This window comes from Streptomyces sp. NPDC025833 (genome assembly GCF_055558055.1).
The window spans coordinates 1-20,967 of record NZ_JBVHNF010000006.1 but is presented as its reverse complement, the minus strand read 5'-3'; the positions used below and the strand labels follow the sequence as shown (position 1 = coordinate 20,967).

Sequence of the window (20,967 nt, the reverse complement as noted above, 5' to 3'; positions counted from 1 at the left end):
CCGGGGTGCCCGCCCTCGCGGGCACGCACCCCGGCCACCGTACAACCGGTGGGTCAGCCGGCGATCTTCCGCTCGACGGAGGCCTTCACCAGACCGGCGAAGAGCGGGTTGGCGCGGGTCGGGCGCGAGCGCAGCTCGGGGTGCGCCTGCGTGGCGACCAGGTAGGGGTGGACGTCGCGCGGGTACTCCACGTACTCCACGAGCTTGCCGTCCGGCGAGGTGCCCGAGAAGACGATGCCGGCCTTCTTCTCCAGCTCCGCGCGGTAGGCGTTGTTCACCTCGTAGCGGTGCCGGTGGCGCTCCTCGACGTACTCCTTGCCGTCGTAGACCTCGCGGACGATGGAGCCCTCGGCGAGCTTGGCCGGGTACATGCCCAGGCGCATGGTGCCGCCCATGTCGCCCTCGCCGGCCACGATGTCCAGCTGCTCGGCCATGGTGGAGATGACCGGGTGGCCCGTGGCCGGGTCGAACTCGGTGGAGTTGGCGTCGGGGATGTCCGCCAGGTTGCGCGCGGCCTCGATCACGATGCACTGCAGGCCCAGGCACAGGCCGAGCAGCGGGATCCGGTTCTCGCGGGCGTAGCGGATGGCGCCGACCTTGCCCAGCACCCCGCGGTCGCCGAACCCGCCGGGGATGCAGATGCCGTCGACGTCGGAGAGCTGCGCCTTGGCCCCGGCCGGGGTCTTGCAGTCGTCCGAGGTGACCCACTTGATCTTGACCCGGGCCTTGTTGGCGAAGCCGCCGGCCCGCAGCGCCTCGGTGACCGACAGGTAGGCGTCGGGCAGGTCGATGTACTTGCCGACCAGGGCCAGGGTGACCTCGTGGTCGGGGTTGTGCACGCGGTCCAGCAGGTCGTCCCAGGTCGTCCAGTCCACGTCCCGGAAGGGCAGGTCCAGCTTGCGCACGACGTAGGCGTCGAGGCCCTCGGCGTGCACGACCTTGGGGATGTCGTAGATCGAGCGGGCGTCGGGGCAGGCCACCACGGCCGCCTCGTCGACGTCGCACATCAGGGAGATCTTCCGCTTGATCGCGGTGGGGACCTCCCGGTCGCAGCGCAGCACGATCGCGTCCGGCTGGATGCCGATGTTGCGCAGGGCGGCCACCGAGTGCTGGGTGGGCTTGGTCTTCAGCTCGCCGGAGGGGCCGATGTAGGGCAGCAGCGAGATGTGCACCACGAAGACGTTGTCCCGGCCGACCTCGTGCCGGACCTGGCGGACGGTCTCCAGGAAGGGCAGCGACTCGATGTCGCCGACGGTGCCGCCGACCTCGGTGATCACGACGTCGACCTCGTCCGTCGCCATGCGGCGGATGCGGTGCTTGATCTCGTTGGTGATGTGCGGGATGACCTGCACGGTGTCGCCCAGGTACTCGCCGCGGCGCTCCTTGGCGATCACCGTGGAGTACACCTGGCCGGTGGTGACGTTGGCGGTGCCGTCCAGGTCGCGGTCGAGGAAGCGCTCGTAGTGGCCGATGTCCAGGTCGGTCTCGGCGCCGTCGTTGGTGACGAACACCTCACCGTGCTGGAAGGGGTTCATCGTGCCGGGGTCGACGTTCAGGTACGGGTCCAGCTTCTGCATCACGACGCGCAGGCCGCGAGCCTTGAGCAGCATGCCCAGGCTGGAGGCGGTCAGACCCTTGCCGAGCGAGGAGGCGACACCCCCGGTGACGAAGATGTGCTTGGTCGTCGTGGATTTGGGCGTCATGGCCAAGAGGGGGCTCCCGTGGTCGCTGTCTGTGATGCGGGGCGGCCGGCCGTCCGGCGGTTTCCGGAGGTGCCGTCGCTGCGGTTCGGGGGTTCGTCGCCCACCGGTCCACGGGCTACCAGCGTATCAGCGCTCGGGAGGGACGGCTTCCGAGCACGCTCCGCGTCCGGCCGGGCACCGTGCGGTCCCGGCCGGGCCACTCGTACCGCTCCGTCACCACCCGGACACACGCTTCTCACCCGACGCTCACTCGTTCGGCCCACATGGGTTGCCCGGAGCGGGACGCAGATCATCTACATGCGTCGTATCCTGCTCGGACGTTGGCTGCCGAGCCCGGCCGGAACGACGGCACACCCCCGCCTGCACCACCCGGAACAACGAGAGCGCGGCAGTTCGTTGAGCAAGGACTGTCGTTTTGCCTCAGGGCTCGGCGGGCTGCTTTGCTTCACCGCTCAACGACGCACAACAAACCCCTTGACCGCATCAGCGACAGCCCCCTGCGTGGGGGTGACGTGGCCGTTCGACTGGAGTTGCACGTGGCCGGGCGCATCGAAGACTACGCACTCATCGGAGACATGCAGACCGCGGCGCTGGTCTGCCGGGACGGCACGGTGGACTGGCTGTGCCTGCCGCGCTTCGACTCCCATGCCGTCTTCGCCGGCCTGCTGGGCACCGAGGAACACGGTTTCTGGCGGCTCGGCCCGGCGCACGCCGCCGACGCCGCGCCGCCCACGGCCGCCCGGCGCGGCTACCGCGGCGACTCGCTGATCCTGGAGTCGGAGTGGGACACCCCGCGCGGCACCGTGCGCGTGACCGATTTCATGCCCCCGCGTGACGGCGCCCCGCAGCTGATCCGGATCGTGGAGGGCGTCACCGGCCGGGTGCCGATGCGCTCGGCCCTGCGGATGCGGTTCTCCTACGGCCGCGTGGTGCCGTGGGTGCACCGGCACGAGGGCCGCACGGTGGCCGTCGCCGGACCGGACTCCGTGTGGTTCGACACGGAGGCCGAGACCTACGGGAAGTCCCTGACCACCTACGCGGACTTCACGGTCGCCCCGGGTGACCGGATCGCGTTCACCATCTCGTGGCAGCCCTCGCACAAGGAGCCGCCGCCGCTGCCGGAGCCGGAGACCTCCCTGGAGGCCACGGAGGAGTTCTGGCGCGAGTGGGTCGAGCACTGTACGTACCACGGCCCGTACCGGGAGGCGGTGGTCCGTTCGCTGATCACCCTGAAGGCGCTGACCTACGCCCCGACCGGCGGCATCGTCGCGGCCCCCACCACCTCCCTGCCGGAGGACATCGGCGGCGTGCGCAACTGGGACTACCGGTACACCTGGCTGCGGGACGCGGCGATCACCCTGTCCTCGCTGCTGCGCACCGGCTACCGCGAGGAGGCCCGCGCCTGGCGCGAGTGGCTGCTGCGGGCGGTCGCCGGCGACCCGGAGAACCTGCAGATCATGTACGGCATCGCGGGCGAGCGCGAACTCGGCGAGGCCGAGCTGGACTGGCTGCCGGGCTACGAGGGCTCCGCCCCGGTCCGCGTCGGCAACGGCGCCGCCCACCAGCTCCAGCTGGACGTGTACGGCGAGGTCACCGAGGCCCTGCACCTGGGCCACATGACGGGCCTCGCGCGCAACGACTACGCCTCCCTGCTCCAGCTCAAGCTGATCCGCTACCTGGAGGACCACTGGCAGGAGCCGGACGAGGGCATCTGGGAGGTGCGCGGCCCGCGCCGGCACTTCGTGCACTCCAAGGTGATGGCCTGGGTCGCGGTGGACCGCACGATCAAGCTGATCGAGTCCGGGGACGCGGACGGCCCGCTTGAGCGCTGGCGCGAGCTGCGCGACGACATCCACCGGGACGTCTGCGAGAGGGGCTACGACAAGGAGCGCAACACCTTCACCCAGTCCTACGGCTCCCGGGAACTGGACGCGTCGCTGCTGCTCATCCCCCAGATGGGCTTCCTCCCGCCGGACGACAAGCGGGTGATCGGCACCATCGAGGCGATCCAGCGCGAGCTGTCCACCTCGGACGGGTTCATCCTGCGCTACCCCACCGAGGGCGCCCACGCGGGCGTCGACGGCCTGCCGGGCGACGAGGGCGCCTTCCTGGCCTGCTCGTTCTGGATGGCGGACGACCTGGCGATGATCGGCCGGGTGGACGAGGCCCGCAAGCTGTTCGAGAAGCTCCTCGCGCTGCGCAACGACCTCGGTCTGCTCGCCGAGGAGTGGGACCCGGTCGCCCAGCGCCAGGTGGGCAACTTCCCGCAGGCCTTCAGCCACGTGCCGCTGATCGACACCGCGCTGCGGCTGACCGCCTCGGGGGCCTACGGCGGCTGACCGCGCCCGGGCCACCGCGCCCGCCTAGGCTGGACGGCGACAGCGCCTTCTCCCGGAAGGGGGCCGGCCGTGGCTGCCCTCTCGAAGGCGGGCGCCGCCCTCGCCGCGCTGCGCGGGGAACTGGCGGGCGCGGTGTTCGCCCCCGGTGACCCCGGCTACGACGAGGCCCGTGCGGTCTTCGACGCGAGGATCGACCGGCGGCCGGCGGTGATCGCCCGGTGCGCGCACACGGCCGACGTAGTGCGCGCCGTGCGCTTCGGCCGCGAACTGGACCTGCACATCGCGGTGCGCGGCGGCGGCCACGGCGCGGCCGGCGCGGCGCTCGTGGACGGCGCGCTCGTGGTGGACCTGCGCCGGATGCACGCCGTCTCGGTCGACCCGGCCGCCCGGACGGCCCGGGTCGGCGGCGGCGCCACGACGGGCCACCTGGACCGGGCCGTCCGGCCGTACGGGCTCGCGACCACCGGTGCGCGCGCGTCCGCGGCAGGCGTCGCCGGCGTCGTCCTGGGCGGCGGCACCGGCTGGCTGGACCGGGCCTTCGGCCTGGCCGCCGACAACCTCCTCGGCGCGGAGCTGGTGACCGCGGACGCCGAGCGGGTGCGCGCGAGCGCCGACGACGACCCCGGGCTGTTCTGGGCGCTGCACGGCGGCGGCGGCAACTTCGGCGTGGTCACCGCGCTCACCCTGCGGCTGCACCCGCTGCCGGAGTTCTCCCTCGCCCTGCTGCTGTACCCGGCGCGGCACGGCCCGGACGTGGTCCGGGTCTTCCGCGAGCTGTTCCCGGGCGCCCCCGGCCGGCTGGGCGGCGCCGTGCTGCACCTCACCGGCCCGCCCCCGGGGTTCGTACCGCCGGACCTGGCGGGCCGGCCGGTGTGCGCGGCCCTGCTGACCCACGCGGGCGGCGAGGACGCGCTGCGCCGCCTCGCCCGGCCGCTGCTGGCGCTGCCGCACGAGGCGGCGCGCGTCGGCCCGGTGCCGTACGCCGACGCCCAGTGCCTGCTGGACGTGCCGCCCGGCCGGCGCGCCCACGGGTCGGCGGAGCACGTGCGCGGTCTGCCCGACGAGCTGGTGGCAATCCTCTGCGCCGGCGCGGCGGACCTGCCCGGGCCGGCCGGCTCCCGGTGCCTGCTGCTCCCGCAGGGCGGCGCGGTCGCCGCCGGCCCGCGGGGGTACCCGGTGCCGTTCCGGGACGCGCCGTGGGCGGTGCACCCGTTCGCCCTCTGGCGGGACCCGGCCGACGACGAGCGGGCGGTCGCCTGGGTGCGCGGGGTGTGCGCCGGCGTCCGGCCGTGGAGCACGGGCGCCGTACAGCTCGGCCTCGTCGGCGACGAGGGCCCGGAGCGGGTGCGGGCGGGTCTGGGCGCGGGGAACCTGCTGCGGCTGGAGAAGGTGAAGCGCGCCTTCGACCCCGACAACGTGTTCCGCTTCAACCACAACATCCGGCCGGTGTAGCCCGGAGCTGTCCCGCGGGCGTTTGCGCAGGTAGCGTCCGCTGCATGGACAGCAGTACGGACCACCGACTCGACACCCAGGGCGCCGGCATCACGGTGCGGCGGGCGCTGGAACTGCCCGGCCTGCGCAGCGGGCTGCCGGAGATCCTGGCCGGCGGCGACCGGCTGGGCCGGACCGTCCGCTGGGTGCACGCGGGCGAGGTCCCGAACATCGCCTCGCTGCTCAAGGGCGGCGAGCTGCTCCTCACCACCGGCTACGGCCTCGGCACCCGCCCGGCCGAGCAGCGGGCGTTCGTGCGGACCCTGGCCGAGCGCGGGATCGCGGCCCTGGTGGTGGAGCTGGGCCCGCGCTTCGCCCGGCTGCCCGCGGCGCTGGTGGACACGGCCCGGACGGCGGGGCTGCCGCTGGTCCAGCTCCACCGCGAGGTGCCGTTCGTGACGGTGACCGAGGAGATCCACACCGAGATCGTCAACGGCCACTACGCCCTGCTGCAACGGGCGGAGGAGGTGCACCGGCGCTGCACCGAGGCCCTGCTGGGCGGCGGCGGGATCCCGCAGGTGCTGGGCATCCTCGCCGGTTTCAGCGGCAACCCGGTGTTCCTGGAGACCGCCGGCGGCCGGCTGCTGTACGCGGCCGGGGAGGGCCCCGAGGGCGCCGACCCGCTCCAGGTGTGGGAGGGGCTGCGCGGCCCGCACAAGGAGGCGCCGCCGCCCGCCGGCTCGGTGCTGGTGGACGTGCCCGGCGGCGGGCCGGGCACGGCGGGCTCGGTCCGCGCCCGCCTGGTGCTGCTGCCCGTCCGCTCGCCGCTGGCCCCGGTCCACCGGATCGCCGCCGAGCGGGCCGCGGGCATCCTGGCCGTGGTGCTGATGCAGGCCCGGCAGGAGGAGGAGCTGGCGGCGCGCGGGCGCGGCGACTTCCTCACCGATCTCGCCGAGGGCCGCATCTCCGCGCAGGACGCCCCGGCGCAGGCCCGGGTGCTCGGTTTCAAGCCCGGCGACAGCCCGCTGCTGCCGGTGGTGATGCGGATCGGGGACACCCTCTCCCCCGGCGGGGGCTGGGCGGTGCTGGCCCGGGCGGTCTCCGAGGAGCTGGCCGCGGTGGGCGTGCCGGTGCTGCTGGGGGTGCGGCCGGTGGAGGGCCGCGTGCTGGTGCTGCTGGGGCTGCGCTCGGAGTCGGAGCGGGCGGCGGTCGCGGACCGGGTCGCGGCGGCGCTGCGGGCGGGGGTGGACCGGGCCGGGATGCGCCGGCCGGGATCGCCGCCGCCGGTGGTGGTGGTCGGGGTGGCCGGCGGCTGGGCGGCGGCCTCGGCGGGCCTGCGGCACGCGGCGGAGACGGCGACGGCGGCCCAGGGCCTGACCGACCGGCCCTGGTACGACGCCCGGCGCCTCGACATCGACCTGCTGCTGTGGCGGCTGCGCGACCACCCGGACCTGGCGGCCTTCGTGGACCGCGCGATCGGCCCGCTGCGCGACCACGACCGGCGCTCCAAACCGCCGCTGCTGCCGACCCTGGAGACCTATCTCGCGCACGCCGGCCGCAAGGCGGAGACCGCCCGCGAGCTGCACCTCAACCGCCAGACGCTGTACAACCGCCTCGCCCGGATCGGTGAGTTGCTGGGCACCGACCTCGACGACCCGCAGACGGTGCTGGCCCTGAGCCTGGCCCTGCGCGCCCGCCGGCACGTGTCGTAGCCGTTCCGTCCGGGCGTCTCAGGCGAGCGGGCGGGGCCGGGTCAGCTCGTCGTACACGCTGAGCACCTGGGCGACGGTCTCGTCCTCCGTGGGCCAAGTCGCGGCCTGCCGCGGCCCGCGCTCCCGCAGCGCCGCGCACCGCTCCGGGTCGGCGAGCAGCCGCAGGACCGTGTCCGCGAGGGCCGCCGGATCGCCGTACGGCACCAGTTCGGCCGCGTCGCCGACGAGGTCCGGGATGCCGCCGGCCCGGGTCGCGACCAGCGGTACGCCCGCGTGCAGCGCCTCCTGGGCGAACACGGACCGTGATTCCCGGCCGCCCGTCAGGAGGGCGAGGTCGGCGGCGGCCAGCAGTTCGGGCACGTCCTCGCGGCGCCCGAGCAGCCGTACCGGGAGGCCCTCGTCCGCGATCCGCCGGCGCAGTGACGGCCGCAGCGGTCCCTCCCCGGCGATCACCACCAGCGGCACCGGGTCCAGGTCCCGCCAGACGCGGGCCGCGTCGAGCAGGACGTCGTAGCCGCGGTGCCGGTCCAGGGAGCCGACCGCGAGGAGCAACGGGCGCCCTGTGGTGCCGAGTTCGGCGCGGACCTTGGCGCGCAGCCGGTCGGGGTCGGCCGGGCCGGCGGGCCGGCGCCGCCCCGGCAGGCCGACGGCCGCGAGCCGGGCGTCCCGCGCCCCGGTGCGCCGGGCCAGGTCCACCAGGTCGGGGCTGGTGCCGAGGACCACGGCCGCCGTCCGCACCACCCGCCGTTCCAGCAGCCGCAGCAGTTGCCCCCGGGGGCCCTCCGCCCGCGCCCGGTCGTGCCAGGTGACCACCAGCGGGGTGTCGCGCCCGCCGAGCGCGAGCACGGTCCGGAAGGAGGCGTGCAGCCCGTGGGCGTGCACCAGGTCGGCGTTGGCGCAGGCGGTGCGGAGCGCGGCCACCGAGACGGGGTCGCTGCTGCGGGGCACGTGCACGTGGTCGGCGCCGGTCCCGGTGAAGTCGTAGGCGTGTTCGGCCTCGGCGGGGGCGCACACCGTGACCCTTACGCCCCGGGCCACCAGCCCCTCGCTCAGCGAGCGCACGTGCGCACTGCTGACGGCGTTGCCTCCGCCCAGCACCTGCACGGTGCGCAGCGGCGGCCGGCCGAGCGGTGCATTGCTGCTCAGGGGGCTCACGGGGCCGGCGCTCCTGGTTCGGCGGGGGCGGACACGAGGGAACGTACAGAAGGTAGCGGGCTCACAGGGGCGGGAGGATGCGCCCCGCGCGCCTCCCGCTCGGTCCGTGTTCCCTCAAGCATGCCAGGGTGAACGGCCGTTAAGGGAAATCCGGAGGGCGCACGGTGCGGCAGGCCGCGGCGATGCGCGGAGGTATGTCACCCACAAGGGTGAGAGAAGCCGGGGAACGCCCGAACGCCCTTCCCGGGCACGCACCGGCCGGGCCGGCGACGTACGCGCGACAGCGCCCTACCGCCGCACCATGTGCCCGGGCAGCCGGCCGACCAGTTCCGAGTCCTGGGGCCGGGAGGGCGCCCGGGGGCCGCTCGTCCGGCCGCCCCCGCAGGGTGCCCTTCCGGGCGGAATCACCCGGGGTGCCGGAGGTCCGCCCGTGCCGTCGCGAGCAGTTCCTCCGCGTGTGCGCGGGCCGTCTCGGAGTCCTCCTGGCCCGCCAGCATGCGGGACAGCTCGCGGATGCGGTCCTCGCCCTCCAGCACCTTCACGCCGGACCGGGTGACCGACCCGTCGTTGGTCTTCTCCACCAGGAGCTGGCGATCGGCGAACGCGGCGACCTGGGGCAGGTGGGTGACCACGACGACCTGCGCGGTCCTGGCGAGCTTCGCCAGGCGCCGGCCGATCTCCACCGCGGCCTTGCCGCCGACGCCGGCGTCGACCTCGTCGAAGAGGTAGGTCGGCACCGGGTCCGTGCCCGCGAACACGACCTCGACGGCGAGCATCACCCGGGACAGCTCACCGCCGGACGCGCCCTTGGCGATGGGCCGCGGCGGGGCACCCGGGTGCGGGGCGAGCAGCAGTTCGACCTCGTCCACGCCGGACGGGCCGTAGGCGACCGTCCGCCCGCCGACCTCGACGCCCTCCGGGTCCTCGGTCTGCCGCAGCTCGAAGGAGACGCGCGCGTGGGGCATCGCCAGCGAGGCCAGCTCGGCGGTCACCGCGGCGGCGAACCGTGCGGCGGCCCCGGTCCGCGCGTCCGTCAGCGCCTGCGCGAGTCCGCCCAGCTCGGCGCGGAGCGCGTCCCGCTCGGCGGTCAGCTCGTCGATCCGCCCGTCGTCGCCGTCCAGCTCGGTGAGGCGGGCGGCGCCCCGCTCGGCCCAGGCGAGGACGGCGCTCACGTCCTCGCCGTACTTGCGGGTCAGCGCGGTCAGCGCGGCCCGGCGCTCCTCCACGGCGGCCAGCCGCAGCGGATCGGCGTCGAGGTCGTCGGCGTACCCGGCCAGCTCACCGGCCACGTCGGCGAGCAGGATGCCGATCTCCCCGATCCGGTCGGCCAGCGCGGACAGCGCCGGGTCGTACGCCCGCACGGCCTCCAGCGCCCGGTGGGCGCCCGCGACGAGCGTGCCCGCGTCGATGCCCTCGGGGTCCTCCGGGTTGCCCGCGAGGGCGGCGTGCGCGGCCGTCGCGGCCGACGACAGCGCCTCGGCGTGGCCCAGCCGCTCGGCCTCCTCGGACAGCTCCGCGTCCTCGCCGGCCCGGGGCTCCACCGCGGCGATCTCGTCGAGCCCGTACCGCAGCATGTCGGCTTCCTGCGCCCGCTCACGCGCGCGCGTGGTGATCTCCTCCAGCTCGGCGGAGACGGCCCGCAGCCGCCGGTAGGCCTCCGTGTACTTGGTGAGCGGCACGGCGACGCCGTCGCCCGCGTACCGGTCGAGCGCCTGCCGCTGCCGGGACAGCTTCAGCAGCCCCTGCTGGTCGGTCTGCCCGTGCACGGCCACCAGGTCGTCCGCCAGCTCGGCGAGCAGCCCGACGGGCACGCTGCGCCCACCCAGGTGCGCCCGGGAGCGGCCCTCGGCGGAGACGGTCCGGCTGATCAGGAGGGCCCCGTCGTCCAGCTCGGCCCCGGCCTCCTCGGCGCGCACGACGGCCGCGGTGCCGGAGGGTACGGCGATCCGCCCCTCCACGACCGCCTTCTCGGCGCCGATCCGCACGAGCGCCGGGTCCGCCCGGCCACCGAGCAGCAGCCCCAGGCTCGTGACCACCATGGTCTTGCCCGCGCCCGTCTCACCGGTGACGGCGGTGAAACCGGGCGACAGCTCGACGACGGCGTCGTCGATGACCCCGAGTGACCGTATCCGCATCTCCTCCAACACGGAACAGACCATACGAGGTCGGGGGCGCGGAACGCACATGGCCCGCCCGCGTCACTCCGGGGAGTGGGGCGGCGCACCCCGCCACCCGGTGGTGGGCAGCGCGAACTTCGCCACCAAACGGTCGGTGAACGACGAATGGTGCAATCGGGCCAGCCGCACCGGCACGGCGCCCCGCCGCACCTCCACCCGGGCGCCGGGCGGCAGCTCGACCGTCCGCCGCCCGTCGCACCAGAGCACGCCCGGCGGGATGTGCGGCAGCACCTCCACCGCGAGCACCGAGTCCGGCGAGGTCACCAGCGGCTTGGCGAACAGCGCGTGCGCGCTGATCGGCACCATCAGCAGGGCCTCCACCTCGGGCCAGACCACCGGTCCCCCGGCGGAGAAGGCGTACGCCGTGGACCCGGTGGGCGTGGACAGGACGACCCCGTCGCAGCCGAACCCCGTCACCGGCCGCCCGTCGATCTCCAGCACGACTTCCAGCAGCTTCTCGGCGCCGGCCTTCTGCACGGCCGCCTCGTTCAGCGCCCAGTCGGTGTGCACCACGTCACCGTTGCGGTGCACGACGACGTCGACGGTCATCCGCTCCTCGACCTCGTAGGACCGCGCCACCACCCGGTCCACCACCCGGTCGAGGTCGTCCCGCTCGGCCTCCGCGAGGAACCCCACGCGCCCGAGGTTGACCCCGAGCATCGGCACCCCGGAGGCCCGGGCGAACTCGGCACCGCGCAGCAGCGTGCCGTCACCGCCCAGCACGATCAGCAGCTCGCACCCGTCCAGGCACTGCGGGGTCGCCTCCTTGGCGAGGGCCACCCCCTCGTCGGGGAGGGGCAGGTCGCGCGCCTCCTCCTCCAGCACCCGCACCCCGATGCCGTGCCGCAGCAGGCCCTTGACGACGAGTTCCGCGCTCCGGATCGCCGCCGGCCGCCCGGTGTGGGCGAGCAGGAAAACCGTACGTGCCTGGTTCTGTGTCAACGCGGCCCCTCCGCCACTGCACGTTCGACGTCGGCCGGGTCCACCCGGGGTGCCCCCGCCCGCAACCAGAGAAAGTACTCCACGTTCCCCGAGGGCCCGGGCAGCGGACTGGCGGTGACCCCGCGCACTCCGAGCCCCAGCTCCCAGGCCTTCTCGGCCACCGTCCGCACGGTCTCCGCCCGCAGCTGCGGACTCCGTACGACTCCCCCGCTGCCGAGCCGTTCCCTGCCCACCTCGAACTGCGGCTTGACCATCATCACCAGATCGGCGTCCGGCGTCACGCACCGTTTCAGGGCGGGCAGCACCAGACCGAGCGCGATGAAGGACAGGTCGCCCACGACGAGGTCCACCGGTTCCCCGTCGATCGCCTCCAGCGTCAGCTCGCGTACGTTCGTACGGTCCTTGACGGTGACGCGTTCGTCCTTCTGGAGGGACCAGGCGAGCTGCCCGTAGCCGACGTCCACCGCGACGACGTGGGCGGCGCCCGCGCGCAGCAGGACGTCGGTGAAGCCGCCGGTGGACGCGCCGGCGTCCAGCGCCCGCCGGCCCTCGACCACGAGCCCCTGCGGCACGAACGCCGCGAGCGCGCCGGCCAGCTTGTGCCCGCCCCGGGAGACGTAGTCGGGATCGCTGTCGTCGGTCTGGACGACGATCGCCGCCGCGGACTCGACCTGGGTGGCCGGTTTGGTCGCCACGGTCTTGCCGACGGTGACCCGGCCGGCCGCGATCAGCTGGCTGGCGTGCTCGCGCGAGCGGGCGAGGTTCCGGCGGACCAGCTCCGCGTCGAGACGGCGGCGTGCGACTCCTGCCACGTTCGGTTCAGCTCCTGCTCAGGTGGTGTGCGGGGAAGGGGGCGCCGGAGGTTCCGGGCGGGCGTCGAGCGCGGTGAGCGCGTCGCGCAGCCCCCTGTGTACATCCTCGTACACCTCGACGTGCCCGTCGGTGGCGAGGTGGTCGGCATCGGCCAGCCGGTCCAGCCCGGCGTCGACGTCGGCGTTCCCGGTGGGGGTGCGCGGCACGTCCAGGGGGGCCGGGGCGGCGGGGTCGGGCTCGGGGTGGGGGCCGGCCACGGCTGGTGCGGGGGGCCCGGACACGGACTCGCTCATGCCCAGACGCTATACCGAACGGCTGCGGTACCGTCGTCGGCGATGGCCACGATCGAGGAGTGCCGCACCGCGCTGGGGAGGCTCTCGGACAACATGCGGGGCGCCGAGGGCGACGTCGGCGCGGCGGCCGCCCTGGACCGCTCGGTGAGCTGCCACATCACGGACCTGGACGTCACCTTCGCCGGCCGGATGGCCGGTGGCCGGCTGGAGATCGACGAGACCCGTTCCGGGCCGCCCCGGGCCAAGGCGCAGATCCGGCTCGCCATGGCCGGGGACGACCTGCTGGCCCTGGTGGGCGGCGGGCTGAACTTCGCGACCGCCTGGGGCTCGGGCCGGGTGCGGCTGGAGGCGGGCCTGCTGGACCTGTTCCGGCTCAGGAAGCTGCTGTGAGCACGCCGGGACCGGGAGCGCCCGGCACGGCCCCGGCCGGGGCGCCCGGCCGCTGAGGCGCCGAGACCGGCCCGGCCGGCCGTGCCCGCCGTCACCGCCCCGGACGGCCGCCGCCCTCGCCGTACTCCCCTCGCCGTACTCCCCTCGCCGTACTCCTCCGCGTCAGGACACCGCCGCGGCCCGCGCCGCCCGGGCCTTGCGCGCCGCCGGCACCACCAGCGGCGTTCCCGTCTCCGGGTCGTCGATGACCTGGCAGCGCAGCCCGAACACCTCCTCGACCAGCCCGGCCGTGACGATGTCGTTCGGGGCGCCCTCGGCGATCACCCGGCCACCGCGCAGGGCGATGAGGTGGGTGGCGTAGCGGGCCGCGTGGTTGAGGTCGTGCAGGACGGCGACCAGGGTGCGGCCCTGCGTCTCGTGCAGCTCGGCGCACAGGTCGAGGACGTCGATCTGGTGCTGGATGTCCAGGTAGGTGGTCGGCTCGTCCAGGAGCAGCAGCGGGGTCTGCTGGGCGAGCGCCATGGCGATCCACACCCGCTGCCGCTGGCCGCCGGACAGCTCGTCCACCTGGCGCTCGGCCAGCTCCGCGACCCCGGTCCGCCCCATCGACTCCCGTACGACCCGCTCGTCCTCGGCGGACCACTGGCGCAGCAGGCCCTGGTGCGGGTAGCGGCCCCGGCCGACGAGGTCGGCGACCGTGATGCCGTCGGGCGCCACGGACGACTGCGGCAGCAGGCCCAGGGTCCGCGCCACCTTCTTCGCGGGCATCGACTGGATGGCCTGCCCGTCCAGCAGCACCCGGCCCCGGCTGGGCTTCAGCATCCGCGACAGGGCCCGCAGCAGCGTCGACTTGCCGCAGGCGTTCGGCCCGACGATCACCGTGAAGGAGTTGTCGGGGATCTCCACCGACAGCTGCTCGGCGATGACGCGCTGGTCGTAGGCGAGGGTGACGTCCTCGGCGGAGAGGCGGTTCACAGGGGTGCTCCTAGGGGGGGTCGTGTTCGTGCCGCTCATATCCGGCCCGCCCGGCGCTCGGCGACCAGGAGCCACAGCAGGTAGGCGCCGCCGAGGACGCCGGTGACCACGCCGACGGGCAGCTGGTCGGCGCCGAAGGCGCGCTGGGAGGCCCAGTCGGCGGTGACCAGGAGGGCCGCGCCCATGCACAGGGAGGGCACCAGGTTGGGGCCCGGCGAGCGGGTCAGGCGGCGGGCGAGCTGGGGCGCGGTGAGCGCGACGAAGCTGACGGGGCCCGCCGCGGCCGTGGCGGCGGCGGTGAGCAGGACGGCGGAGACCATCAGCAGCAGCCGGACCCGCTGCACCCGGACGCCGAGCGCGTTCGCGACGTCGTCGCCCATCTCCAGCATCCGCAGTCCCCGGGCGTTGCCGAGGACCAGCGGCAGCAGGACGGTGCACAGCCCGAGCAGCGGCCAGACCTGCTCCCAGTCCCGGCCGCCCAGCGAGCCCGTCATCCACACCACCGCGCGGGTCGCGTCGACAAGGTCGGCCTTGGTGAGCAGGTAGCCGTTGACCGCGGTCATGACCGCGTTGACGCCGATGCCGACCAGCACGAGCCGGTACCCGTGCACGCCCTGCTTCCAGGCGAGGAGGTAGATGGCGAGTCCGGTCGCCAGTCCGCCGGCCAGCGCGCCCACGGTCACCTGGGTGGCGCTGCCGGACATGAGCACGATCACGACCAGGGCGCCGGCCGTGGACCCCTGCGACAGGCCGAGCACGTCCGGGCTGCCGAGGGGGTTGCGGGAGACCGACTGGAACAGCGCGCCCCCGAGACCGAGCGAGGCGCCGACGAGCAGGCCGACGAGGACCCGGGGCAGCCGCAGCTCGTTGACGATGAAGTCCTGGTAGGCGGTGCCGTTCCCGGCGAGCGTGCGCAGCACGTCGGCCGCCGGTATCCGCGCGTCGCCGGTGCCGATCAGGGCCACCCCGACGGCGCAGGTCCCGGCCAGCAGCACGACGACGACGGTCAGGGCGCGTACGTCCAGGCGCACGGAGAGCCCGCCGGGGGTGCGTACGGCACGGCTCCTGGAGTGGGTCTTCACAGCTGGGCCGTCCTCCGCCGTCGTACGAGAAAGATGAAGACCGGCCCGCCGATGACCGCGGTGACGATGCCGACCTGGAGTTCGGCGGGGCGGGCCACGACCCGGCCGATGACGTCGGCGCCGAGCAGCAGCACGGGTGCCAGGACCGTGGCGTAGGGCAGGATCCAGCGCAGGTCGGGTCCGGTGAAGGAGCGCACGGCGTGCGGGACCATCAGGCCGACGAAGACGATCGGGCCGCAGGCGGCGGTCGCGGCACCGCTGAGCACCACGGCGGCCAGCATCGCCAGCGCCCGGGTGCGGGCGAGGTTCGCGCCGAGGGCGCGGGCGGTGTCGTCGCCCATCTCCACGGCGTTCAGCGGCCGGGCCAGCGCGAGCGCGAGGACCGTGCCGACCGCGAGGAACGGCAGCACCTGCATGATGGTGGAGTGGCCGGCCGAGACCAGCGAACCCACCGTCCAGAAGCGCATCTTGCCGAGGGCGGCGCCGTCGGTGATCATCACGGCCTGGAGGTAGCCGTACAGGGCCGCGCTGATCGCCGTCCCGGCGAGCGCCAGCCGCACCGGGGTGGCGCCCCGGCTGCCGCCGAGGAACCACACGAGCGCGCCGACCGCCGAGGCGCCCAGGAACGCGAACCACACATAGCCGGTGAGGCTGGTGACGCCGAAGTAGGTGATGGCCGTCACCACGGCCGCGGAGGCGCCCGCGTTGATGCCGAGCAGCCCGGGATCGGCCAGCGGGTTGCGGGTCAGGGCCTGGAGCACCGCGCCCGAGAGGCCGAGCGCGGCGCCGACGAGCAGACCGAGGATCGTGCGCGAGAGCCGCTCGCCCACGACCACGTCGCCGTAGGTGCCCGTGTCGTGGAACAGGCCGTGCCAGACCTGGTCCGGCGAGAGCCCCTTCGCGCCGATCGCGATGCTCGCCAGGGCGACGAGCGCCAGGAGCACGACCGAGAGCAGGAGCCCAAGGGCCCTCGCCGCCCGGCGGGTTGGGGGCGCGGGAGCGGTCTCCGCGCGTGGTTCCGGAGGACTGTCGACCAACACGAGGTTAGGTTAGCCTACCCTGCTCTGGTTCTCGATCCCCGGTCCGCGTCCGCCGGTGCGTTCGCCGGTCCGCGCTTCCCGCCGGGGTGTCCGCCGGTGCGTCAGAACCCGAGCCGCGCCAGCGCCTTGTCCCCGTCCAGCGCGCAGGACTCCTCCCCCGCCGCCGTCCAGGCCGCCGCGCACAGCGCCCGCAGGCCGTCCAGCGCCTCGCCGTCGCCCGCCAGCTCCAGCCGGCCGGTCCCGGCGGTCGCCGTCCAGCCGCCGCAGCGGAAGCCGTCACCCTCGGGGGTGACGTCCGGCTGCCCGGTGAGCAGCCCGCGCAGGTCCGCGTCCACGTACGTCGGCCGGTGCCGCGGTGCCGCGGCCAGCAGTTGCGCCCCGTCGGTCACCCCGGTCAGCACCAGCAGCGAGGCGACCCCGCCGCCGACCGCGCCCTCGATGTCCGTGTCCAGCCGGTCCCCCACCACCAGGGGCCGTTCCGCACCCGTCCGGATGATCGTCTCCCGGTGCATCGGGGGCTGCGGCTTGCCCGCGACCTGCGGCTCGGCGCCGGTCGCGATCCGTACGACCTCGACGGCCGCCCCGTTGCCCGGCGCGATGCCCCGCCCGCTCGGGATCGTCAGGTCGGTGTTGGACGCGAACCACGGCACCCCGCGCCTCACGGCGTACGATGCCTCGGCGAACCGCCCCCAGGGCAGCTCGGGCCCGCCGTAGCCCTGCACGACCGCCGCCGGGTCGTCGTCGGCCGACTCCACGGGGGTGAGGCCGCGCTCGCGCAGCGCCACCCGCAGCCCCTCCCCGCCGATCACCAGCACCCGCGCCCCGGCCGGCACCTGTTCGGCGACCAGTCGCGCGACGGCCTGCGCCGAGGTGATGACGTCGTCCGCCTCCGCCGGTATGCCCAGCTCCGACAGGTGGGCCGCCACCGCGTCCGGGGTCCGCAGCGCGTTGTTGGTGACGTACGCGAGGCGCATGCCGCCCGTCCGGGCCGCCGCGAGCGAGTCGACCGCGTGCGCGATCGCGTTCCCGCCCGCGTACACCACCCCGTCCAGGTCGAGCAGCGCCGTGTCGTACGCCTCGTTCAGGGGCTGCCCGCTGCCCTCGGGACTCGTCCTGACGCCCTGGCTCATGTCCACATCGCTCCTCGTTCACTCGCCTTTCCCTCGATCATCCCGCACGCCGTCGGCACACGTACGATGCCGGGATGAACACAGCAGGTCACCCGGAGGCGACGCAGAGCCGCGGCCTGGAACTCATCCCGTTCCGAGGCCTCCGATACGACCCGGACCGGGTCGGCAGCCTCGCCTCCGTCACTTCCCCTCCCTACGACGTCGTCGTACGGCCCGACGGCCTGCACCACCTCGAGTCGGCCGACCCCTACAACATCGTCCGGCTGATCCTCCCCCAGGCCGGTACCCCGAGCGCCCGCAACGAACAGGCCGCCGACACCCTCAGACACTGGCTGGACGAGGGCGTCCTCGCCGCCGACCCGGAGCCCGGCCTGTACGTGTACGAGCAGCAGGACGGCGACGACATGCTCCAGCGCGGCATCATCGGCACGCTGCGGGTCTCGGAGCCCGCGGAGGGCGTGGTGCTGCCGCACGAGGACGTCATGCCGCCCGTGGTCGCCGAGCGCGCCGCCCTGATGCGCGCCACCAACGCGAACCTGGAGCCGCTGCTGCTGACGTACCGGGGCGACGGCACCGCCGCCGAGGTCGTCGAACGCACGGTGGCGAAACCGCCCCTGCTGACCACGACCACGGAGGACGGCTTCCGGCACCGCCTGTGGTCCATCACCGGCGCGGACGACGTCGCCGGCGTCCAGAGCGACCTGGCCGGCCGCCAGGCCCTGATCGCCGACGGTCACCACCGCTGGGCCACCTACCGGCGGCTGCGCGCGGAACAGCCCTCGCCCAGCCCCTGGGACTACGGCCTGGTCCTGCTGGTCGACACCGTGCGCTACCCGCTGCGCGTGCGCGCCATCCACCGCCTGCTGCACGGCCTGCCGGTCGCCGACGCCCTGGCGGCGGTGACCGGCCTGTTCCGGGTACGGCGTCTCGACGCGGGCCTGGCGGACGCCCTGGCGGTCCTGGCGGACGCGTCCGCTGCGGGCAACGCCTTCCTGCTGGCCGGCGACGGGGCCTTCCACCTCATCGACCGCCCCGATCCGGGCCTCCTGGCCCGGACCGTCCCGGCGGACCGGCCGGCCGCCTGGCGCTCCCTGGACGCCACGGTCCTGCACGCCGTGCTGCTGGAGCACGTCTGGCACATCCCCGAGGACTCCCCGGCCCACATCGCCTACATCCACGACACGGCGGCGACGGTCGAGAAGGCGGAACGCGACGGCTCCACGGCGGTGCTGATGCACCCCGTCCGCGAGGAGGTCGTACGCGACCTCGCCCGGCAGGGCGTGACCATGCCCCGGAAGTCGACCTCGTTCGGCCCGAAACCCGCTTCCGGGCTGGTGCTGCGGGCACTGGAGATCTGAGCCGGCGGGGACCGGACGGCGGACACGGAAAAAGGGCAGGCCCCGCAGGAGCCTGCCCTCTTCCGTGGGCCGTGGGCGACGGGCGTCAGTCCTCGTCGCCGTCCTCGGCGGGGGCGCCTTCGGCCTCGGCCGAGCGGTCGGCCCCGGCAACCGGGCTCGTCTCTTCGCCCTTGCCGGCCTCGTCGGCGTCGTCGGTCTCTTCGGAGCCGTCCTCGGACAGGGCGTCGACGAACTCCACGCCGTCCAGCTCGGCGAGCCGGTCGGAGGCGTCCGTGCTGCCGTCGCGGTCGGCCTCCACGGCCTTCGCGAACCAGTCCCGCGCCTCGCGCTCCCGGCCGGCGGCCAGCAGGGCGTCGGCGTAGGCGTAGCGCAGGCGCGCGGTCCACGGCTGCACCGAGTTGGAGGCCAGCTCCGGGCTCTGGAGGGTCACGATGGCGGCGTCCAGCTGGCCCATGTCACGCCGGGCGCCGGCGGCGACGAGCCGCATCTCGACCTGGCCGGCCTTGTCCAGCTTGTGCACCTCGGGGGCGCCGGCCATGTCCAGCGCCTTCTCCGGCCGTCCGAGCCCGCGCTCGCAGTCGGCCATCACCGGCCACAGCTCCACGCTGCCGGTCATCCGCCGGGCGGCCCGGAACTCGGCGAGCGCCTCGCTGTACTTCTGGTTCGCGTACGCGGCGAAGCCGGCCGCCTCGCGTACGGCCGCCACGCGCGACGCCAGCCGCAGGGCCACCCTGGAGTAGCCGTAGGCGCCCTCGGGGTCCTCGTCGATGAGCCGGGCGACCATCACCAGGTTCTTCGCGACGTCCTCGGCGAGGGTCTTGGGCAGGCTCAGCAGCTCCTGCCGGACGTCCTTGTCGATCTCGTCGCCGGTGACGTCCTCCGGGATCGGCAGCCGCTTGATCGGCTCGCGGTCCCGGTCCCGCTCGTCACGGAACCGGCCACCGCCGTCCCGGCGGTCGTCGCGTCCGTCACGGCCCCGGAAACCACCGGGGCGGCCGCCGCGGTCGTCCCGGCGGGGCCCACGGGCCCCTCGGTCGTCCCGCCCGCGGAAGCCCCCGCGCTCGCCGCGGTCCCCCCGCTCGTCGTCGCGACGGTACGAGGGACGGTCATCCCGGCGGAAGCCGCCCCGGTCACCGCCACGGTCACCGCCACGGTCGTCCCGACGGTCATCGCGTCGGTCGTCACGGCGGTACGTCGGACGGTCGCCGCCCCGGTCGTCCCGGCGGAAACCGCCCCGCTCGCCACCGCGGTCACGGTCGTCGCGTCGGTACGTCGGGCGGTCGCCGCCCCGGTCGTCCCGGCGGAAACCGCCCCGCTCGCCGCCGCGGTCACGGTCGTCGCGCTGGTACGACGGACGCGGACCCCGGTCGCCCTCACGACGGTAGCCACCACCACGGCTGTCACCACGGCTGTCGTCACGGCGGAAGCCGCCTCGGTCACCGCCCCGATCGTCACGGCGGTCGTCCCCACGGTCATCGCGTCGGTCGTCACGGCGGTACGGCGGGCGCTCGCCACCGCGGTCGTCGCGCCGGCCGTGACCACCACGGTCGTCGTCGCGGCGGTAGGCGGGACGGTCCCCACCACGGTCATCGCGGCGGTCGTCGCGGCGGAAGCCACCGCGGTCGCCGCCCCGGTCGTCGCGGCGGAAACCGCCCCGCTCGCCACCGCGGTCACGGTCGTCGCGTCGGTACGTCGGACGGTCGCCGCCCCGGTCGTCCCGGCGGAAACCGCCCCGCTCGCCACCGCGGTCACGGTCGTCGCGCTGGTACGACGGACGCGGGCCCCGGTCGCCCTCACGACGGTAGCCACCACCACGGCTGTCACCACGGCTGTCGTCGCGGCGGAAGCCGCCTCGGTCACCGCCCCGATCGTCACGGCGGTCGTCCCGACGGTCATCGCGTCGGTACGTCGGACGGTCGCCACCGCGGTCGTCACGCCGGCCGTGACCACCACGGTCGTCGTCGCGGCGGTAGGCGGGACGGTCCCCACCACGGTCATCGCGGCGGAAACCACCGCGGTCACCGCGGTCGCTGCGGTAGCCGCCGCGGTCGCCACGGTCACCACTGTCCCGTCGCCGCTGGTCGCGCTCCGGTCGGTCTCCGGGAGAGTTGGTGGACATGGTGACTCCTGTCTTCGGTACTACAAGCATTGTAAAAACGAAAGGACCCCTGGTCCCAGCTGAACGCTGGGACCAGGGGTCCTCCAAAGATTGTTCGGCGGCGTCCTACTCTCCCACAGGGTCCCCCCTGCAGTACCATCGGCGCTGTGAGGCTTAGCTTCCGGGTTCGAAATGTAACCGGGCGTTTCCCTCACGCTATGACCACCGAAACAGTATGAAACTGTGAACGCCACACCACCCGCACACGGGTGGGGCTGTTCGTGGTTTCAGAACCAACACAGTGGACGCGAGCAACTGAGGACAAGCCC

Annotated in this window: 16 protein-coding genes, 1 rRNA gene and 1 pseudogene; 5 read left to right on the top strand and 13 right to left on the bottom strand. The window is 74.5% G+C overall.

The annotated features are described in order from the left end of the window. Positions 1–53: 53 nt before the first annotated feature. A complete protein-coding gene (locus ACZ4K2_RS11535; protein WP_467472873.1) occupies positions 54–1,703 on the bottom strand; it encodes a CTP synthase in 1,650 nt (549 codons plus the stop codon). Between the two features lie 536 nt (positions 1,704–2,239). Here ACZ4K2_RS11535 and ACZ4K2_RS11530 point away from each other — a divergent pair. The 3 genes from ACZ4K2_RS11530 to ACZ4K2_RS11520 all read left to right on the top strand — a co-directional run bounded on the left by ACZ4K2_RS11530 (position 2,240) and on the right by ACZ4K2_RS11520 (position 7,185). Further along, positions 2,240–4,042: a glycoside hydrolase family 15 protein gene (locus tag ACZ4K2_RS11530; protein ID WP_467473460.1), complete on the top strand. Its 1,803-nt coding sequence runs from the start codon at positions 2,240–2,242 to the stop codon at positions 4,040–4,042. A gap of 69 nt (positions 4,043–4,111) precedes the next feature. Then, a complete protein-coding gene (locus ACZ4K2_RS11525) occupies positions 4,112–5,494 on the top strand; it encodes an FAD-binding oxidoreductase (protein ID WP_467472870.1) in 1,383 nt (460 codons plus the stop codon). A gap of 44 nt (positions 5,495–5,538) precedes the next feature. After that, positions 5,539–7,185, top strand: coding sequence for a PucR family transcriptional regulator (locus tag ACZ4K2_RS11520; RefSeq protein ID WP_467472869.1), 1,647 nt, complete (start codon positions 5,539–5,541; stop codon positions 7,183–7,185). Positions 7,186–7,203: 18 nt separating this feature from the next. On the opposite strand, the gene ACZ4K2_RS11515 is transcribed toward ACZ4K2_RS11520, so the two are convergent. From ACZ4K2_RS11515 to ACZ4K2_RS11495, 5 genes are all read right to left on the bottom strand, one after another. Next, positions 7,204–8,340, bottom strand: coding sequence for a glycosyltransferase family 4 protein (locus ACZ4K2_RS11515; protein WP_467472866.1), 1,137 nt, complete (start codon positions 8,338–8,340; stop codon positions 7,204–7,206). Positions 8,341–8,744: 404 nt separating this feature from the next. Next, positions 8,745–10,499 carry a DNA repair protein RecN gene (gene recN, locus ACZ4K2_RS11510; RefSeq protein WP_467472863.1) on the bottom strand — a complete coding sequence of 585 codons (1,755 nt, stop codon included), beginning with the start codon at positions 10,497–10,499 and terminating at the stop codon, positions 8,745–8,747. A gap of 39 nt (positions 10,500–10,538) precedes the next feature. Beyond that, on the bottom strand, positions 10,539–11,459 hold the full coding sequence (locus tag ACZ4K2_RS11505) for an NAD kinase (RefSeq protein WP_467472861.1): 921 nt from the start codon (positions 11,457–11,459) through the stop codon (positions 10,539–10,541). Next, positions 11,456–12,271: a TlyA family RNA methyltransferase gene (locus ACZ4K2_RS11500; protein WP_467472859.1), complete on the bottom strand. Its 816-nt coding sequence runs from the start codon at positions 12,269–12,271 to the stop codon at positions 11,456–11,458. The genes ACZ4K2_RS11505 and ACZ4K2_RS11500 overlap by 4 nt, the downstream gene beginning before the upstream one ends. 18 nt (positions 12,272–12,289) lie before the next feature. Next, entirely contained in the window at positions 12,290–12,565 is a 276-nt protein-coding gene (locus ACZ4K2_RS11495; RefSeq protein WP_467472856.1) for a hypothetical protein, read from the bottom strand. Between the two features lie 42 nt (positions 12,566–12,607). Between ACZ4K2_RS11495 and ACZ4K2_RS11490 the strand changes: the two genes are divergently transcribed. Next, positions 12,608–12,955, top strand: coding sequence for a sterol-binding protein (locus ACZ4K2_RS11490; protein WP_467472854.1), 348 nt, complete (start codon positions 12,608–12,610; stop codon positions 12,953–12,955). 162 nt (positions 12,956–13,117) lie between these two features. Here the strand turns inward: ACZ4K2_RS11490 and ACZ4K2_RS11485 are convergent, their stop codons facing one another. From ACZ4K2_RS11485 to ACZ4K2_RS11470, 4 genes are all read right to left on the bottom strand, one after another. Further along, entirely contained in the window at positions 13,118–13,930 is an 813-nt protein-coding gene (locus ACZ4K2_RS11485; RefSeq protein ID WP_467472852.1) for an ABC transporter ATP-binding protein, read from the bottom strand. Between the two features lie 35 nt (positions 13,931–13,965). Next, positions 13,966–15,012, bottom strand: coding sequence for a FecCD family ABC transporter permease (locus tag ACZ4K2_RS11480; RefSeq protein ID WP_467472850.1), 1,047 nt, complete (start codon positions 15,010–15,012; stop codon positions 13,966–13,968). Further along, positions 15,009–16,052: a FecCD family ABC transporter permease gene (locus tag ACZ4K2_RS11475; RefSeq protein ID WP_467472848.1), complete on the bottom strand. Its 1,044-nt coding sequence runs from the start codon at positions 16,050–16,052 to the stop codon at positions 15,009–15,011. The genes ACZ4K2_RS11480 and ACZ4K2_RS11475 overlap by 4 nt, the downstream gene beginning before the upstream one ends. A gap of 101 nt (positions 16,053–16,153) precedes the next feature. Next, a complete protein-coding gene (locus ACZ4K2_RS11470) occupies positions 16,154–17,182 on the bottom strand; it encodes an HAD-IIA family hydrolase (RefSeq protein ID WP_467472847.1) in 1,029 nt (342 codons plus the stop codon). Positions 17,183–17,256: 74 nt separating this feature from the next. Between ACZ4K2_RS11470 and ACZ4K2_RS11465 the strand changes: the two genes are divergently transcribed. Further along, entirely contained in the window at positions 17,257–18,540 is a 1,284-nt protein-coding gene (locus ACZ4K2_RS11465) for a DUF1015 domain-containing protein (protein ID WP_467472845.1), read from the top strand. Between the two features lie 85 nt (positions 18,541–18,625). On the opposite strand, the gene ACZ4K2_RS11460 is transcribed toward ACZ4K2_RS11465, so the two are convergent. The 3 genes and pseudogenes from ACZ4K2_RS11460 to rrf all read right to left on the bottom strand — a co-directional run bounded on the left by ACZ4K2_RS11460 (position 18,626) and on the right by rrf (position 20,868). After that, positions 18,626–19,432 carry a tetratricopeptide repeat protein gene (locus ACZ4K2_RS11460; RefSeq protein ID WP_467473458.1) on the bottom strand — a complete coding sequence of 269 codons (807 nt, stop codon included), beginning with the start codon at positions 19,430–19,432 and terminating at the stop codon, positions 18,626–18,628. A gap of 396 nt (positions 19,433–19,828) precedes the next feature. Next, positions 19,829–20,638: pseudogene (locus ACZ4K2_RS11455) on the bottom strand (hypothetical protein); the annotation flags it as partial. Positions 20,639–20,751: 113 nt separating this feature from the next. Further along, a 5S ribosomal RNA gene (gene rrf / locus ACZ4K2_RS11450) occupies positions 20,752–20,868 on the bottom strand. Positions 20,869–20,967 lie beyond the last annotated feature (99 nt).

Coding starts and splice junctions, on each gene's coding strand:
- ACZ4K2_RS11535 (WP_467472873.1), bottom strand. CDS start 1,703: ATGACGCCCAAATCCACGACGACCAAGCACATCTTCGTCACCGGGGGT.
- ACZ4K2_RS11520 (WP_467472869.1), top strand. CDS start 5,539: ATGGACAGCAGTACGGACCACCGACTCGACACCCAGGGCGCCGGCATC.
- recN (WP_467472863.1), bottom strand. CDS start 10,499: ATGGTCTGTTCCGTGTTGGAGGAGATGCGGATACGGTCACTCGGGGTC.
- ACZ4K2_RS11495 (WP_467472856.1), bottom strand. CDS start 12,565: ATGAGCGAGTCCGTGTCCGGGCCCCCCGCACCAGCCGTGGCCGGCCCC.
- ACZ4K2_RS11490 (WP_467472854.1), top strand. CDS start 12,608: ATGGCCACGATCGAGGAGTGCCGCACCGCGCTGGGGAGGCTCTCGGAC.
- ACZ4K2_RS11470 (WP_467472847.1), bottom strand. CDS start 17,182: ATGAGCCAGGGCGTCAGGACGAGTCCCGAGGGCAGCGGGCAGCCCCTG.
- ACZ4K2_RS11465 (WP_467472845.1), top strand. CDS start 17,257: ATGAACACAGCAGGTCACCCGGAGGCGACGCAGAGCCGCGGCCTGGAA.